The organism is Emticicia aquatica, assembly GCF_923079645.1.
Taxonomy (GTDB): Bacteria; Bacteroidota; Bacteroidia; order Cytophagales; family Spirosomataceae; genus Emticicia; species Emticicia aquatica.
The window spans coordinates 1,198,541-1,214,668 of record NZ_CAKLPY010000001.1 but is presented as its reverse complement, the minus strand read 5'-3'; the positions used below and the strand labels follow the sequence as shown (position 1 = coordinate 1,214,668).

General features: G+C 32.5%; 14 protein-coding genes and 4 tRNA genes. 13 read left to right on the top strand and 5 right to left on the bottom strand.

Annotated elements, in window-relative coordinates; all coding sequences use genetic code 11:
- Positions 1–33: 33 nt before the first annotated feature.
- Positions 34–510 (top strand): deoxycytidylate deaminase, encoded by a 477-nt coding sequence (locus MJQ71_RS05360; protein WP_238805200.1) that lies wholly within the window; start codon positions 34–36, stop codon positions 508–510.
- Here the strand turns inward: MJQ71_RS05360 and MJQ71_RS05355 are convergent.
- A complete protein-coding gene (locus MJQ71_RS05355; protein WP_238805198.1) occupies positions 507–1,019 on the bottom strand; it encodes an FKBP-type peptidyl-prolyl cis-trans isomerase in 513 nt (170 codons plus the stop codon). The genes MJQ71_RS05360 and MJQ71_RS05355 overlap by 4 nt on opposite strands.
- A gap of 74 nt (positions 1,020–1,093) precedes the next feature.
- Between MJQ71_RS05355 and MJQ71_RS05350 the strand changes: the two genes are divergently transcribed.
- Both MJQ71_RS05350 and holA read left to right on the top strand, forming a co-directional pair.
- Complete coding sequence (locus tag MJQ71_RS05350) at positions 1,094–1,717, top strand: acyl carrier protein phosphodiesterase (RefSeq protein WP_238805196.1); 624 nt, start codon at positions 1,094–1,096, stop codon at positions 1,715–1,717.
- Positions 1,718–1,731: 14 nt separating this feature from the next.
- Positions 1,732–2,739, top strand: a complete 1,008-nt coding sequence (gene holA / locus MJQ71_RS05345) for a DNA polymerase III subunit delta (protein WP_238805190.1) — start codon at positions 1,732–1,734, stop codon at positions 2,737–2,739.
- Between the two features lie 50 nt (positions 2,740–2,789).
- On the opposite strand, the gene MJQ71_RS05340 is transcribed toward holA, so the two are convergent.
- Positions 2,790–2,863: transfer RNA gene (locus MJQ71_RS05340), tRNA-Met, on the bottom strand.
- Positions 2,864–3,063: 200 nt separating this feature from the next.
- Between MJQ71_RS05340 and MJQ71_RS05335 the strand changes: the two genes are divergently transcribed.
- The gene (locus MJQ71_RS05335) at positions 3,064–3,447 is read left to right on the top strand and encodes an START-like domain-containing protein (protein WP_238805188.1); all 384 of its coding nucleotides are present in this window, start codon (positions 3,064–3,066) and stop codon (positions 3,445–3,447) included.
- Between the two features lie 178 nt (positions 3,448–3,625).
- Positions 3,626–5,110: an LptF/LptG family permease gene (locus MJQ71_RS05330; protein WP_238805187.1), complete on the top strand. Its 1,485-nt coding sequence runs from the start codon at positions 3,626–3,628 to the stop codon at positions 5,108–5,110.
- Positions 5,111–5,148: 38 nt separating this feature from the next.
- Here MJQ71_RS05330 and MJQ71_RS05325 read toward each other — a convergent pair whose 3' ends face one another.
- Positions 5,149–5,790, bottom strand: coding sequence for a deoxynucleoside kinase (locus MJQ71_RS05325; RefSeq protein WP_238805186.1), 642 nt, complete (start codon positions 5,788–5,790; stop codon positions 5,149–5,151).
- 155 nt (positions 5,791–5,945) lie between these two features.
- Between MJQ71_RS05325 and trhO the strand changes: the two genes are divergently transcribed.
- Positions 5,946–6,992, top strand: a complete 1,047-nt coding sequence (trhO, locus tag MJQ71_RS05320) for an oxygen-dependent tRNA uridine(34) hydroxylase TrhO (RefSeq protein ID WP_238805184.1) — start codon at positions 5,946–5,948, stop codon at positions 6,990–6,992.
- A 38-nt stretch (positions 6,993–7,030) separates the two neighbouring features.
- Here trhO and rlmD read toward each other — a convergent pair whose 3' ends face one another.
- Positions 7,031–8,455 (bottom strand): 23S rRNA (uracil(1939)-C(5))-methyltransferase RlmD, encoded by a 1,425-nt coding sequence (rlmD, locus tag MJQ71_RS05315; protein WP_374759612.1) that lies wholly within the window; start codon positions 8,453–8,455, stop codon positions 7,031–7,033.
- 144 nt (positions 8,456–8,599) lie between these two features.
- Between rlmD and MJQ71_RS05310 the strand changes: the two genes are divergently transcribed.
- Together MJQ71_RS05310 and MJQ71_RS05305 are read left to right on the top strand one after the other, a co-directional pair.
- Positions 8,600–10,801, top strand: a complete 2,202-nt coding sequence (locus MJQ71_RS05310) for a T9SS type B sorting domain-containing protein (protein ID WP_238805183.1) — start codon at positions 8,600–8,602, stop codon at positions 10,799–10,801.
- 95 nt (positions 10,802–10,896) lie between these two features.
- Positions 10,897–11,718, top strand: coding sequence for an SDR family oxidoreductase (locus MJQ71_RS05305; protein ID WP_238806407.1), 822 nt, complete (start codon positions 10,897–10,899; stop codon positions 11,716–11,718).
- 18 nt (positions 11,719–11,736) lie between these two features.
- On the opposite strand, the gene MJQ71_RS05300 is transcribed toward MJQ71_RS05305, so the two are convergent.
- Complete coding sequence (locus MJQ71_RS05300) at positions 11,737–12,477, bottom strand: SH3 domain-containing protein (RefSeq protein WP_238805181.1); 741 nt, start codon at positions 12,475–12,477, stop codon at positions 11,737–11,739.
- A 123-nt stretch (positions 12,478–12,600) separates the two neighbouring features.
- On the opposite strand from MJQ71_RS05300, the gene MJQ71_RS05295 reads away from it, so the two are divergent.
- The 5 genes from MJQ71_RS05295 (at position 12,601) to pnp (ending at position 16,048) form a co-directional block, all read left to right on the top strand.
- Positions 12,601–12,673, top strand: a tRNA-Lys gene (locus MJQ71_RS05295).
- 84 nt (positions 12,674–12,757) lie between these two features.
- Positions 12,758–12,830, top strand: a tRNA-Lys gene (locus tag MJQ71_RS05290).
- 96 nt (positions 12,831–12,926) lie between these two features.
- A tRNA-Leu gene (locus MJQ71_RS05285) sits at positions 12,927–13,010 on the top strand.
- A 481-nt stretch (positions 13,011–13,491) separates the two neighbouring features.
- Complete coding sequence (rpsO, locus tag MJQ71_RS05280) at positions 13,492–13,767, top strand: 30S ribosomal protein S15 (RefSeq protein WP_238805178.1); 276 nt, start codon at positions 13,492–13,494, stop codon at positions 13,765–13,767.
- Positions 13,768–13,918: 151 nt separating this feature from the next.
- Entirely contained in the window at positions 13,919–16,048 is a 2,130-nt protein-coding gene (pnp, locus tag MJQ71_RS05275) for a polyribonucleotide nucleotidyltransferase (RefSeq protein ID WP_238805176.1), read from the top strand.
- The last annotated feature ends 80 nt before the right edge of the window (positions 16,049–16,128 follow it).

The following is a 16,128-nucleotide window of genomic DNA, read 5'->3' as shown; positions in this document are numbered from 1 at the left end:
TTTTCATTTAGCATTACAAGTAACGATATTAATATGGAAAAAGTTGTGAAGCATCGACCAGACTTTGATGAAATATTCATGGAATTAGCACAAAATCTGGCATATCGTTCTCATTGTGTGAAAGCCCAAGTAGGTGCGGTTCTAACGAAAGATACGCGAATTATTTCAATTGGATACAATGGCCCACCAGCTGGTACACATAATTGTGACGAAGAATATCCTGAACATGGGTGCCCACGGGATTCTAAAGGAAGTTGTTCTTTGGCATTACATGCAGAACAAAATGCAATTTTATATGCTTCAAAAAATGGAGCTAATATTGAAGGCTCAACACTTTATGTGACCTTATCTCCTTGTATTTCGTGTGCAAGGGTGATTTATTCGATGAAAATAAAAAAAGTTTTTTATTGGAAATCATACGCCCAATACAAAGGAATTCCTAATGATGAAGGCGTAGATTTCTTAAGGAAATTTGGGGTTGAAGCAGTTCAATTTGGAGAAAACGCTTAATGAGTTACGCCACCTTCACCATGCACATGCCCGTGAGCAATTTCTTCGGAAGTTGCATTTCTCACGGCAAGAACTTTTCCTTCAAAGTGCATTTGCTGACCAGCTAATGGATGGTTGAAATCAAGAAGTACATAATCTTCATGTATTTCTGTGATTCTGCCATTCATTCTATTACCATCTTCATTCGAGAAAGGAATAAAATTACCAATTTCAAGCATTCCTTCAGGAATTTCACCATCTTCAATCTTGAAATTTTCAATTGGAAAATCAATAATTGCTTCAGGGTCTGGTTCGCCGTAACCTTCTTCAGCACTTACCGAAAACTTAAATTCATCACCTGCTTGTAATCCATTCAAATTTTGTTCAAAAGTTTCTGGAAGTCCGCTTAAACCTTGAATAAAAACCATTGGTTCGTCATCTTGCACGATTTCAATAAGTTCACGATTTTCTCCTTCTCCAACTTGGAGTTCATATACAATTTTTACAACTTTATTCTCTTCGATTTTCATCAGCCAATTTTTTTTAAATTTATAGATGTTATTTTTCTAACTTTGTCGCAAACGTACACATATTCGACAATTTAATGAATTTTTTGGCACATTTATTTCTTTCAGGATTAAACCAAGAGGTTATTGTAGGAAATCTTTTAGAAGATTTTGTCGTTGGAAGAATCGACCATCCAAGAAATGCTTCCTATAATTCAATCATTAAAGATGGAATCTTGTTACATCGTTTAATAGACAGTTTTACAGATACTCATTTGGCTGTAAGTGATTGTAAATCACTGCTTTATTCAAAATATCATAAATACGCTGCTGTTTTGGTTGATATTTATTTTGACCATTTTTTGGCTTTGCATTGGGATGAATATTCGGATGAGCCATTCCCAGACTTCAGGAAAAGAGTGCATCAAGCCTTTTTATTAAATTGGGAGATTTTACCAGAAAACATGAAACCTATGATAGAATCAATGATAAAATATGATTGGCTTAAAAATTATAGCGAATTTTGGGGAATTGAAAGGGCGTTACAAGGAATTTCTCGACGAACAGTTTATGAATCAAATATGCAAAATGCTACCGAAGATTTAAAAATACATTATCAATTGTTTGAAGATAAATTCAAAGTTTTTTTTCCTGAAATGATTTCCCAGTGTAAAAACTTTTTGGATAAAAAAGGTTATATTGTATCAAATATTTTGCAATAATTTAGTATATTTCAATGTCAGAAATTTTAAAATCAATCAAAAAAGATTCCATTAAATCATTATATTTACTACATGGAGAAGAACAATTTCATATTGAACAAATCGTAGATAAAATACAAAGTTTGGCCATTCCTGTCCACGAAAAAGGATTTAATGAGTTTGTGCTTTTTGGAAAAGAACTTTCGGTAGGAGCGTTACTAAATTATGCCCGTAGATTTCCGATGATGGCTGAAAAACAATTAATTATTGTTAAAGATGCGAATCAAATACAAGGAATTGATTTAAAAGAAAACCAAAAATTGCTTGAAGATTATGCCATTAATCCTTTGTTGTCAACTATATTAGTACTTTGTTTTTCCAATGCTCAAGACGAAAGAAAAACGTGGGTAAAGGCATTTGGTAAACAAGGCGTTTTACAAAATTTCAAGAAATTGTATGACAATCAATTGCCAGAATTTGTTGCAAGTTATTGTCATGGAAGGGGTGTTAAGATTAGTATGAAAGCAATCCAACTCCTTATCGAACATATTGGTAATGATTTGAAAAGATTGACAGGCGAGTTAGAAAAAGTTATCTTGAATGTAAAATTAGGTGATGGAATTGATGCTGATGTGATTCAGAAATATGTAGGAATAAGTAAAGAATACAATGTTTTTGAACTTCAAAAAGCACTTATTCAACGTGATGTTTTAAAGGCAAATCAGATTATTATTTTTTTTGGAAATAACCCAAGAGATAATCCGATTCAGCCAATTTTAATTATTTTATATAATTTTTTTAGTAAAGTTTTGATGATTCATGGAGCTGAAGATAAATCTGATGCTGGAATTGCAGCTTTATTAAAAGTGAATAGTTTCTTTGCAAAAGATTATTCGATGGCAGCACGAAATTATTCTTTGGCAAAATTAGCATTTGTAATACATTGTATTAAAATTGCAGACTTAAAATCAAAAGGAGTAGAAACAGGCGAAGAGAAAGAAAGCGATATTTTGAAAAAGTTAATTTTTGAAATATTACATTAATCTTTCAGTGTAAATAAAAAAAGAGCCTCAAAAATGAGACTCTTTGGGTGTTGCGGGAAGCGGGATCGAACCGCCGACCTTAGGGTTATGAATCCTACGCTCTAACCATCTGAGCTATCCCGCAGTATTTTTTTCGTATTTTCACAACGTTTTATTGTTGTCCCGAAGAATATGTTGCAAAATTACATAAAGTTTTCTTACATTGCAAAAAAACTAATTTATGATTCCAAAATTTCCTTTAAAATTATAGAGAATCTTGGAAAAGTTATTTAATAAGGCTAAGTCGAGTTCGATTTAGGTTATATTTCTTAAAAAATAAGTATTATGGAAAAATTCAAATTTTCACGAGAATACGAATTCAAAGCCTCACCAAAAGTATTGTATCCTTATTTTAGTACTCCAGCTGGATTACAACAGTGGTTTGCTTCAAAAGTGAAATATACGAGTGATTCAAATTTTGATTTTGTTTGGGACAATGAGAGTCACCCAGCAAGAATGTCGGTTTCTAGAGTTAATAAACTTGTTAAGTTTGATTTTTTAAAAGACGACCAAAAAGGAAATTATGTTGAGTTTCGTTTAGACCAAAGCGAATTGACAAATGCTACTTTTTTGAAAATTACGGATAATTCGGATATAAATGACGAAACCGAGCTTGAAGATATTTGGGACGATATGATTTATAAGATTAAAGAAATTGTTGGTGGTTGAAAAACGACAAAAACCTAACCATAATAATTTAATCCAGATAACTTTTGATTTTATCGAAATCAAGCTAATATTTATTTGTATATTAATCAATTCTGAAATTCTTTGTTAAATAAACTTAATGGTCTTGTGAAAATGAAATTCCTGTCAGAATTTTGTGTCTAAAATCATTTTGCCTTGCATGAAAAAAATAGATATTCTAGTTATTAGGTCGTTCATCGGGCCATTTATTCTAACTACCTGCGTGGTAGTTTTTATTTTTTTAATGCGTTTCCTGATGCTTTATTTCAATGATTTTGTAGGAAAAGACCTAGGATACGATGTCTTTGCGAAATTATTTATTTACTTCTCCTTAATTACAGTTCCTATTGCCCTTCCGCTCTCTGTATTATTGGCTTCTTTGATGTGTTTCGGAAATTTAGGGGAATACTCAGAATTGACCGCTATTAAGTCTGCTGGAATTCCAATTTCGAGAGTTTTATTACCTGCCATGATTTTTGCTTTTGGCGTAAGTCTGTTTTCGCTTTGGTTCAATAATACTGTCAATCCTTGGGCTAACCTCAAAGGTTACAGTTTACTATATGATGTTAAAACTACTAAAGTGACTTTAAATGTTAAAGAAGGGATTTTTTATAAGGAAATCCCTGGCTATAGTATTAAAGTTTTGAAAAAGTTTTCTGACGGTAAAACCCTAAAAGGCGTAACCATTTATAACCATTCATCGAATAATGGGAATATAAATGTAACCTTGGCTGATTCTGGTAAAATGTACACTATGTACGATAATACATATTTGGTTTTTGAGTTGTTTAATGGCACAAACTATGTTGATTATCGTGGAAATGATGGTAATTACAATGAAACTCAATTTGTAAAAAATGCTTTCAAACAAAATAAAATGGTATTTTCATTAGAATCGTTCGGAATGCGGCGTACGGATGAAGCACAATTTAAGTATCATGAATACATGAAAAATATTTCTCAATTGAATGCTCAATCTGATTCGATTGATAAAAATATTGATATGTCTTTAAAATCACAAATCAATACAGCCACACAATTGTATTCATTTCAATTTAAAAAATATCCGAAAGACACATCTAAATTTGCTCGAGAAAAGAAACCAATTGTTGCTGGAAAATGGGCCAATGAAAAAGTAGCCCCTTTTAATACAGCTTCGAAAATGGGAGAATCCTTTGAAACAGCAATTTCTCAAGCAAAAAATATTCGTGACCAATTTGTTACAACTGTTGATATAATAAAAAGCAAAAAAAGAGACAGAATCAAAGCTGATGTTGAAAAATGGCATAAGTTTACTATGGCATTTGCTTGTTTTGTGATGTTTCTAATTGGGTCTTCGTTGGGTTCTATTATTAAAAAAGGTGGTTTCGGAATGCCAGTTTTGCTTTCTATTACTTTCTTTATTTTGATGTATGTTTTAATGCAACTTGGTGATAAATACGCTAAAGAAGATATTTGGCCTGTCCTTTTAGGCGTTTGGATGCCTGATGTTGTCTTATTGGGTTTTGGTACATACTTTCTAAGCAAAGCAACCAATGATGCCAGATTGTTTGAAAGCGATATTTATGATGTATATTTTGATAGATTAAAAACTTTCTGGAAAAACAGGAAATATTTCAAACCAAAAACGCCTATAAATGCCTAAAACAATTGAGTCTTGAAAATTATTTCAAGGCTCAATTGTTAAATATTTAGAAACTCTAGTTGAGTTCCCATACTGATATTTTTATCAATAAGGTCAACTATTTGTTCAAAATCTGCGTCATTTTCGGCATAATCTAGGTTATTAACATCAATTATTAATAGTTTACCGTGTGTGTATAAATTGGCAAAATCTTCATACAACTTATTAAGACTTAATAAATAATTGGGGTCAATGTTTTTTTCAAAATCTCGTCCTCGTTTATTGATTTGTCTTTGTAATTTTGGTAAATCTGCTCGCAAATAAATCATTAAATCTGGGTGTGTAATTGCCTGAGTGATGGTATTAAACATACTTTTGTAGGTCTGATAATCAGTTTCATTGAATTTTCCAGATTCATACAAATTTCTTGCAAAAATATACGCATCTTCATAAATCGACCTATCCTGAATAATTGTTTTTTCCTCGGTCATTTTTTTTATTTTCAAAACTTGCTCAAAACGACTATTTAGAAAATAAATTTGTAAATGAAAGGCCCACTTTTCCATATCTTCATAAAATGGTGGTAAGTATGGATTTCCGTCAACAGCTTCATAAAGTACATCCCAACCGTAGTGATTTGCTAGCTTCGTTGCCAATGTTGTTTTGCCAGCACCTATATTGCCAGTAATTGCGATGTGCATTTTATAATTTAAGGTTTTTATTCAAATCTATGGATTTGATTTTAGATCATTTTACAAAATAAGCCTTAATCTGACAAAAATCATAGAATTAAAAAAATATGTTTTGTAATTTTGCCGAAGTTCAAGTCAAGTTTACACCTTGAAAAATTGATAAAATGGAAAAAGAAGAAAAAAAAGCTACTCAAAATTCTACTGAAGTTCAATTGAACTTATCTAATCAAAACTATCGTGCGTTGTTGTATTACATTTATTCTCCAATTGAAAATGTTGTGGAATACCGTGATATACATCATCAATTTTGTTTAGATAATCATCTCTTAGGCCGAATTATTATTGCTCCTGAAGGTTTAAATGGTACTGTTTCGGGTTTAGTCGAAGATACTGACAAATATATGTCTTGGGTAAAATCTGACCCTCGCTTTGAAAAAGTAGATTTTAAAGTTGAACATGTAAACAAACATGCATTTACAAAGCTTTATGTAAGGATTAAAAAAGAAATTGTTCATTCAGAACTTCCTGTGAATCCATTAGAACAAACAGGAAAACATATTGAGCCTGCTGATTTTAAAAAATTATTGAAAGATGACCCGAATGTTGTTTTAGTTGATATGCGTTCAAACTATGAACATTCAGTTGGTAAATTTAAAGGAGCGGTAACTTTTGATATGGAAAATTTGCGTGAATTGCCTGACCATATCAATGAAATTGAACATTTACGTGATAAAAAAATTGTAACCTACTGCACTGGCGGCATTAAGTGTGAGAAAGCGAGTGCCTATTTACTTTCTCAAGGTTTTACGGATGTTTATCAACTACACGGCGGAATTATTAAATATGGTCTTGAGGAAGGTGGAGAAAATTTTGACGGAAAATGCTACGTTTTCGATAATCGACTAACAACTGATGTTAATACAATTAATCCAGTTGTGATTTCTAAATGCCACATTTGTGGTACTGATTGTGATAGAATGGTCAATTGTGCAAATCCTGAGTGCAATGAGCATTTACCTATTTGTGAAAATTGTGGCGTTAAAATGGAAGGTGCATGTTCAGAGGCTTGTAAAGAAAATCCAAGAAAAAGAACATACGATGGAACTGGCTATTATGCTAAAACAACTGTTGGCTACAAGCCAGAGATTGCATACCGAACCAGAAAAAATACTAAAAATCTTCAAATTGTCGAAGAATTAGGTTTAGTATAAAAAAAAGGTCTGAGTTTTCAGACCTTTTTTTTATGAGTTTATTTTTTCAAGTCCAATCTAACAACATTTTCAACATGGTGAGTATGCGGAAACATATCAACTGGTTGAACAACTGAAATATCGTATTTTTCACTCAATATTGCCAAATCCCTTGCTTGCGTTGCTGGGTTACAACTTACATAAACAATGGTTTTTGGAGCGGCTTCCATGAGAGTTCTCACAACTGGCTCGTCCATTCCCGCTCGTGGAGGGTCAGTGATAACTACATCTGGTTTTCCATGCTCAGCAATAAACTCATTTGTTAAAAACTTACGCATATCGCCAGCAAAAAATAACGTATTATCTAATTTATTGACATCAGCATTTATTTTTGCATCTTCAACTGCATCTGCAACGTATTCTATTCCAATTACTTTTTTTGCTTTTTTTGCTACAAAATTAGCAATCGTCCCTGTTCCTGTATATAAATCGTAAACCAACTCATTACCAGTTAAGCCTGCTAAATCACGAGTTATTTTGTATAATTCATACGCTTGTTCAGAATTTGTTTGATAAAAAGATTTCACACCTATTCTGAATGTCAAATCTTCCATTCTTTCTTCAATGTACGGATTCCCAAAATATGTTTGAATTTCTAAGTCAAAAAAAGTATCATTTCTTTTCTGATTTAAGATATAATTCAAAGAATTTATTTCTGGAAAATTTTGATGAAGGTGTTCCATCACAGCTTGTATATCTGCGTCGTTATTTTGTGCAAATTGTACCATAACCATCATATCGCCCGTTGTTGAGGTACGAATCATGATATTTCTCAAAAAGCCTTCGTGAGCAATGTGGTCATAATAAGTGAAATTATGTTCATTAGCAAAGTCTCTTAGAGCAAGTCTTATGGCATTTGATGGTTCTTTTTGTAAGTAACATTTTTCGATTGGCAAAACCTTTTCAAATCTTTTTGGAACATGAAATCCGAGGGCATTTTTGCTCATTTCTTGTTCGATACTTATTTCTTCTCTTGTAAACCATCGACTATTAGAAAATGTATATTCTAATTTATTACGGTAATATTGAGTTTTATCCGAACCTAAAATTGGCTTTATTTCTGGTAAATTTAGTTTTCCAATTCTTGTTAGTTGGTCATTTACTTGATTCCATTTTAATGCAAGCTGTTTTTCATAAGGTACATGTTGCCATTTGCATCCGCCACAAACGCCAAAATGCTGACAAAAAGGAGCAATCCGTAGGGGAGAGGCTTCCAATATTTCAAGAACATTGGCTTCGGCATAATTTTTCTTTCGATTATTCACAAATAATTTTACTTTATCACCAGGATGTACATTACTCCCTTCGATAAAAATAACTTGTCCATTGTGTTTGGCAATACATTTTCCCTCTGCCGCAAAGTTTTCAACTTCAATTGAATCAATTACAAATGTTTTTATTCTTCCCATTATTTTTATTGCCATTTTGAGCTAGAAAATCAAGTTTTTTGATTTTTCAAGTATTATAATTCACAAAAGTATCTAACTTAGCTTGAAGTTCAAAATCCAACCTTTAACCTGCTTTTTTCGTCTATCATTTTAAAAACCTAATTCTGAAATAAATTTACTATGAAAAGACTTGTATTCTTTTTGTTCATTCAATTAATTAGTGTTTTCAGTTATGCTTCTCATATTGTTGGCGGGGAAATTGAACTGGTCCCTTTAAAAAATCCTGTAGCTGGTAATGGAACTCACCAAGTAACGCTTAGTTTATATTTTGATGCAATCAATGGGCGAACGGCTGCTGAAGATTTATCGATAAAACTTCAAATTTATCGGAAACGCGATTTGGTACTCGTTGGAGAAGTAACTTGTCCTCAGATTTTTCGTCAGCCAATTAAATACGTTGACCCTTCTTGCCAAAAAGGTGATCTAATTACTTTGCTGATGAAATATAGTAATGCGGTAAACCTTACCGCTGAATTATTTTCTGACCCTGAAGGCTATATGATTGTTTGGGAAAGGTGTTGTAGAAATGCAATTATCACTAATATAAAAAATCCAAGCAATGTCGGAATGGTATTTTATACCGAATTTCCTCCAATCACTTTGGTTAATTCTACACCTAAATACCGTGATATTATTGCGGATTATATTTGTATTAATCAAAATTTTGAAATGGACTTTAGTGCCATTGATGCCGATGGTGATAGTTTAGCTTATCATTTGGTTGTTCCTTGGATTGGAAATTCTTCGCCCCAAAATTCAAATCCAACTAATTCACCGATGTATAACTATCGTGAAGCTTCGTGGGTTGATGGAATTAATATCAATAATGTCATTCCAGGTGAAATTCCCTTAAAAATTGATAGTCAGACAGGTGTGTTATTTGTCAAACCAAATAAACTTGGGCTTTATGTTTTTTCAGTGATGGTAGAAGAATTTAGAAAAGGAATTAGAATTGGCCGAGTAAAAAGAGATTTTCAACTAAAAGTAATTGATTGTATTTATAATAATCCACCGCAAGTAATGGTGAGTAGTCAGAACTCAAAAAAAATATTTGAGTCAGGAGAAACAATTATCTTAAAAAAAGGAGAAAAACGTTGTTTTGATGTACTTTTTACTGATGCAGATTTGAATCAAAAAGTAACAATTTCTGCAAAAGGAGTGAATTTTGATACAAAAAAAATCCTACTAACTTCAACCATAAATGTTGAGATAAAAAGCAAAGATACTTTGAAAACTTCTTTTTGTTTAGATGAATGTATTATCACAAAAAATAATGCTCCAGCAGAGTTTTTTATTAATATTAGCGATAATGGTTGTCCTGTTCCACAAAATCGTGCTTTTAGGATGAAAGTACAATTTGAGGAAAATCAAAACAATAAGCCTTTAGTTACTACTTCGCTTATTAATAATGCCATCGTTTCGTATGGCGATACTTTGAAATTTACTGTTTTCAGCAATGATATTGATAATGATACATTAATGCTTTCTGGAAATGGCCGAAACTTTTCTCTTGGAAATTATGGATTTAGTTTTTTACCAAAACAAGGCTTAGGAAAAGTGAATTCCGATTTATTGTTTATTCCGAATTGTGAAGCCGTCAAGCAAAAACAATTATTGTTAGATTTTATTGCAAAAGATTTTAGATGTGGAGTCAGTTCGCAAACAGTTTATTCGGTACCAGTTGAGGTAAAATCGAAGCCCAATAATTCGCCCACAATCAATACTTCATTGGCAAACAATACTGTTGAGTTAACTGTTAGTCCAAATATTTCTAATGAACTAACTTTCAATGTAAATAGTCAAGATATTGATAATGAACAACTTAGCTTACTGGGTTCACCAAAGGGTTTTGAATTTAAAAATGCCTCAATGACTTTTGAAAACAAGGAAGGTAAAGGTAATGTAAGTAGTTTGTTTAAATGGAATCCAACTTGTGTTTTACTCGGAGGAAAAGATTCAAAAGAATTTGTTGTTAATTTTAGCTCTAGAGATAATAGTTGTGTTCAATTACAAGACTCAATCAGCGTCAGATTAATTTTAAAAGATAACGTTATTTCGGAAAATTTACTGAAACCTTTTAATACATTTACACCCAATGGAGATGGAATAAATGATTATTTCGATTTAGGGCATATTTCAGAAGATAATTGTAAGAGACAATTTAAGAAATTTGAAATTTTTAATCGTTGGGGAAAATCAATCTTTATCAGTATCGACCGAAATTTTAAATGGCTAGGAGAAAATGACCCCACAGGAGATTATTTTTATGCACTTAGTTTTTCAGATGAAATTTTTAAAGGAGTTATTCATTTAGTGCGTTGATTTTAATTTCATTTGGGAACAAATTTATAAAAAAAAACATTTTAACTAGAGGTATTCTCATGTTTTATGTTATTCCAAAATAGATTTTTGCCATGTTGAAAAATAAAGTTGCAATAATAACAGGAGGTTCTTCTGGCATTGGAAAAGCTTTGGCTTTTGAGCTAGGTAAAGAACAATGTAGGCTAATAATTACTGGTCGTAACATTGATAAATTAGAATTGACGAGCCATGAATTGCGTTCAAAAGGAATTGAAAATTATTATGTTGTGGCCGATTCGAGTGTTGAGGATGATAATAAACGAATTATTGCCGAAGCCATTTATCATTACGGAAAAATTGATATTTTGATCAATAATGCTGGCATTACGATGCGGTCAATGTTTGAAGATGCTGATATTGATGCGACCATTCGTAAAGTAATGGATATTAATTTTTTCGGTACGGTTTATCTCACGCAAGCTGCATTACCCTATATTAAGAAATCAAAAGGTACGATAGCTGGCATTTCTTCCATTGCAGGTTTCAGAGGATTACCAGTTAGAAGTGGATACTCCGCATCAAAATTTGCAGTAAATGGTTTTCTTGAATCATTAAGAACTGAATTACTACATACTGGAGTAAATGTTCTCACCGCTTGTCCTGGATTTACATCTTCAAATATCCGTTTTGCAGCAATAGATGGAAATGGTCAGATAAGCAAAGAAACAGTAAGAGATGAAGAAAAAATGATGTCGGCCGAAGAATGTGCCAAGCATATTGTAAAAGCGATAATCAAACGTAAGCGGTCTATTATTCTTACTAATGAAGGTCGATTAACAGTTTGGTTGAATAAGTTTTTTCCGAGTTTGGTCGATAGATTAGTTTATACAACACTTGCAAAAGAGAAAAATTCTCCTTTGAAGCAGCTTATTGAATGATTTTTGTGAGTGATATTTTTATTTTACAATTAAAATATCACTCTCTTTTAAATAACAAAATTGTCCTTCCCATAAAACTTGATACCAAATATCATCAGACTTGATAATATTTAATCGGTTACCTTCGCCAATTTGTCCAATAATTTGAGAGGCGGCGGATGGATAATCTCTTAAATAAACCTTAGGGTTTTTAATTATTGCCGAACGATAATTATTTGGAATATTAATTAAACTTCCTAAAAAAAGCAGATAAATTAAAAATATTATTTTGTGTCGAACTGGAGAAAATTGTTTATTCCTTTTTTTTGCTAGTAAAACAACAAAGATATAAATCCCAAGAACGAGAAAACTACCCCAAACGTAGGTAGAATATTTACGATAATAAAATAGAAAATAGTTTAAATCATTTTTTTCGTAGCCTTTAAATCCATTTTCTGTGGCTACATTATACATCTTTTCAAAGACTTTTTCATTAGGTTCTTTAAAAAAGAATAAATTTAGGTAGTAAAGTTCACTGACAAATTCACCTTTATTTTCAGAAATATTTGCAAGTTTTAAGTAGATTTTTGGGTTTGTATTTTCTGAATTTTTCAGAATTTGTTCATAAATCACTTTCGCATCATCAAATTTTTTCTTGATAAATAAAGAATCTGCTTTTTTATTTAAAGCTGTTTGTGCTTGACTATCAGGAAGTTGAGTCAAGATTAAAAAAAAAGTAAAAAATATTTTCAGAAATTTCAAAAAGTATGTTTGCATCATATTGTTAAAAGTACTACTTTTGCACCACGATTTAGGAAGATAGTAACAGAAAATACAAATTTAGTAAAAACAATTTAATATCAATCTGTTACAACAAAACTAAAGTAGAATACCAAATAAAATGATTCCGTAGCTCAGTTGGTAGAGCAATACACTTTTAATGTATGGGTCCTGGGTTCGAATCCCAGCGGGATCACAAGGGTTATCAGTGATAATTCTTCTCTCGTGTCAGATGACACATATTACATATACAAGCAAATGGTTTTGCCAAATGTTTGATGATTCCGTAGCTCAGTTGGTAGAGCAATACACTTTTAATGTATGGGTCCTGGGTTCGAATCCCAGCGGGATCACAAAAGCCTCTCATTGAGGCTTTTATTTTTAGTAGTAAAGTAAAACAAAATTTGGAAAAATCTTTGTCCTTTTTTAGTTTTGCATATTGATTTAAAGGCGAGGTGGTGAAATTGGTAGACACGCTACTTTGAGGTGGTAGTGGGCGAAAGCCTGTGAGAGTTCGAATCTCTTCTTCGTCACATGTTAAGTTTAAGCGGTCGACGTTTGATTGAACAATTGTTAGTTTTACAAAGCAACTACTAGCAAAAGCTTTACAGATTTTAAGTTTAAGCGGTCGACGTTCGATTGAGCAATTGTTAGTTTTACAAAGCAACTACTAGCAAAAGCTTTACAGATTTTAAGTTTAAGCGGTCGACGTTCGATTGAACAATTGTTAGTTTTACAAAGCAATTACTAGCAAAAGCTTAACAGATTTTAAGTTTAAGCGGTCGACGTTCGATTGAACAATTGTTAGTTTTACAAAGCAATTACTAGCAAAAGCTTAACAGATTTTAAGTTTAAGTTGAACATTTGTTATTTGAAAAGCTTTCCCAATTTGAGGAGGGCTTTTTTTGTATAACAATATACTTTATTTGTTGTTTATTTTTCATTATTTATTGAAAAATAATTCCTACCTTTGCAATTATTTTCATATTTTATTAAATCTAAGTTAACATCACAATGTATTTAACTACGGAAAAAAAGGAAGAAATCTTTGCTGCAAAAGGCTTCCAAAAAAAAGCAACTGATACTGGCTCTGCTGAGTCTCAAATTGCTCTATTTACTTATCGTATTGCACACCTTACTGAACATTTAAAATCTCACAAACATGACTACTCAACTAGAGCAGGTTTGTTGAAATTGGTTGGTAAGCGTCGTCGATTGCTTGATTATTTGTACAAGAATGACATTTCTCGTTACAGAGCTATCATTGCTGAATTAGGAATTCGTAAGTAATATTACATATCAGGGAATCCCTTTTGGGTATTCCCTGATTTTTTATTCGAAATAAAGACTACAATAATATATCAATTTTATCCCCGCGGAAATACGGATAATAAACAACCACGTCGAAAGCGGATACGTGGCTTTAATCTTAAACTAAAAAATGTTTAACATTCACTCTAAGACCATCGAAATGCCCGATGGCAAAGTGATTACACTTGAAACTGGTAAATTAGCAAGACAAGCTGACGGCTCAGTGGTAGTAAGATGTGGTGATGCAATGCTCTTAGCTACTGTGGTTGCAGCACAAGAACACAAAGAAGGAACCGACTTCTTACCTCTTTCGGTTGACTATCAAGAGAAATTTGGTTCGGCTGGTAAAATTCCAGGAAGCTTTCAAAGAAGAGAAGGACGATTATCCGATAATGAAATTTTAATAAGTCGTTTGATTGACCGTGCGTTACGTCCCATTTTTCCTGAAGATTATCATGCTGATGTTCAAGTAATGGTGTTTTTAATTTCAGCTGATGCTGAGGTTCAGCCAGATGCACTTGCTGCTTTAGCAGCTTCCGCTGCAATTGCAGTTTCTGATATTCCATTTAATGGGCCAATTTCTGAAGTAAGAGTTGCGAAAATTGATGGGAAATATATTGTCAATCCATCAACTACTGAAATCAAGAAAGCAACTTTAGATTTAATTGTTGCTGGAACAGTAGATAATATCATTATGGTTGAGGGAGAGGCTGACCAATGTACGGAAGATGAAATGATTGAAGCAATTAAAGTTGCCCATGAAGCCATCATTGTACAGGTTAATGCACAAAAAGAGTTTGGTGTGATGGTTGGTAAGACAGAAAAACGTGTTTACAACCATGAAAAACATGATGAGGAACTTCGTGAAAGAATGAACAATGAGCTTTATAACAAAGTTTATGCGGTTTGTTTGGAAGGAAGCAATAAAAAAGAAGTTAGAAAAGAAAAATTCGGAGTAATATTAGATGAATTTTTAGCTACGCTTACTGAAGAAGAATTAGCTACAAAAAAATCTTTTGCAAAAACCTATTTTGGGGATATTCAATATTATGCTTCAAGAAATATGGTTCTTAATGAACGTACAAGACTTGATGGACGTAAGTTAGATGAAATTCGTCCAATCGTTTGTGAAGTTGATTATTTACCATCTGCACATGGGGCCGCATTGTTTACACGTGGAGAAACACAATCATTGACAACTGCAACTTTGGGGACGAAGCTTGATGAAATGATTGTTGACCAAGTAATGGTTTCAGGATATAGTAAATTTTACTTACACTATAATTTCCCAGGATTTTCAACTGGTGAAATTAAACCAAACCGTGGTGCTGGTCGTCGAGAAATTGGTCATGGAAATTTGGCTCAACGTTCATTAAAGAAAATTCTTCCTCCAGATTCTGAAAACCCTTATACAATTCGTGTAGTTTCTGATATTTTGGAATCAAATGGTTCATCGTCAATGGCAACAGTTTGTGCGGGTTGTTTAGCACTAATGGATGCAGGTGTGCCAATTAAAGCTCCGATTTCTGGTATTGCAATGGGTTTAATTACCGATACTTCTACTGGCAAGTGGGCAGTTTTATCGGATATTTTAGGAGATGAAGACCATTTAGGTGATATGGATTTCAAAGTAACTGGTACTGAGAATGGAATCACTGCCTGCCAAATGGATATTAAAATTGGTGGTTTATCATTTGAAGTTTTGGAGCAAGCGTTAATGCAAGCAAAACAAGGTCGTATTCATATTTTAGGGAAAATGAAAGAGGCTATTGCAACTCCAAGACCAGAATTAAAACCTCATACACCACGTGCGTTCACTATAGTTATTGATAAAGAATTTATTGGTGCTGTAATTGGGCCAGGTGGTAAAATCGTTCAAGAGATTCAGCGTGAATCTGGTGCTACAATCACAATTGAAGAAAAAGAAGGTAAAGGTTATGTTTCTATTTTCTCTTCAAATGGAGAAAGTATGGATAAAGCCAAGAAAAGAGTTTATGGAATAGTAGCTACGCCTGAAGTAGGTGAAGTGTATGATGCAAAAGTAAAATCAATTCAACCATTTGGTGCATTTGTAGAATTCATGCCTGGTAAGGAAGGTTTATTACATATTTCTGAAATTTCTTGGGAAAGATTGCCAAGTATGGATGGAGTATTAGAAATTGGCGAAGAACTACAAGTTAAATTACTTGAAGTTGATCCTAAAACTGGTAAATTCCGTTTATCTCGCAAAGCACTTTTGCCAAGACCTGAAAGGCAATAATATTTTTAAAATGCATGAAATACATGCGTTAGGATATTAAATGAACATTTAGGTAATAATAATTGTTCTTTAATCCAAGG

What these genes read in the sequence shown, in the direction of transcription:
- MJQ71_RS05300 (WP_238805181.1), bottom strand. Translation starts at nt 12,477, where the DNA reads ATGATGCAAACATACTTTTTGAAATTTCTGAAAATATTTTTTACTTTT.
- MJQ71_RS05335 (WP_238805188.1), top strand. Translation starts at nt 3,064, where the DNA reads ATGGAAAAATTCAAATTTTCACGAGAATACGAATTCAAAGCCTCACCA.
- MJQ71_RS05325 (WP_238805186.1), bottom strand. Translation starts at nt 5,790, where the DNA reads ATGCACATCGCAATTACTGGCAATATAGGTGCTGGCAAAACAACATTG.
- MJQ71_RS05330 (WP_238805187.1), top strand. Translation starts at nt 3,626, where the DNA reads ATGAAAAAAATAGATATTCTAGTTATTAGGTCGTTCATCGGGCCATTT.
- pnp (WP_238805176.1), top strand. Translation starts at nt 13,919, where the DNA reads ATGTTTAACATTCACTCTAAGACCATCGAAATGCCCGATGGCAAAGTG.
- rpsO (WP_238805178.1), top strand. Translation starts at nt 13,492, where the DNA reads ATGTATTTAACTACGGAAAAAAAGGAAGAAATCTTTGCTGCAAAAGGC.
- MJQ71_RS05360 (WP_238805200.1), top strand. Translation starts at nt 34, where the DNA reads ATGGAAAAAGTTGTGAAGCATCGACCAGACTTTGATGAAATATTCATG.
- holA (WP_238805190.1), top strand. Translation starts at nt 1,732, where the DNA reads ATGTCAGAAATTTTAAAATCAATCAAAAAAGATTCCATTAAATCATTA.
- rlmD (WP_374759612.1), bottom strand. Translation starts at nt 8,455, where the DNA reads ATGGCAATAAAAATAATGGGAAGAATAAAAACATTTGTAATTGATTCA.
- MJQ71_RS05310 (WP_238805183.1), top strand. Translation starts at nt 8,600, where the DNA reads ATGAAAAGACTTGTATTCTTTTTGTTCATTCAATTAATTAGTGTTTTC.
- MJQ71_RS05355 (WP_238805198.1), bottom strand. Translation starts at nt 1,019, where the DNA reads ATGAAAATCGAAGAGAATAAAGTTGTAAAAATTGTATATGAACTCCAA.
- trhO (WP_238805184.1), top strand. Translation starts at nt 5,946, where the DNA reads ATGGAAAAAGAAGAAAAAAAAGCTACTCAAAATTCTACTGAAGTTCAA.
- MJQ71_RS05350 (WP_238805196.1), top strand. Translation starts at nt 1,094, where the DNA reads ATGAATTTTTTGGCACATTTATTTCTTTCAGGATTAAACCAAGAGGTT.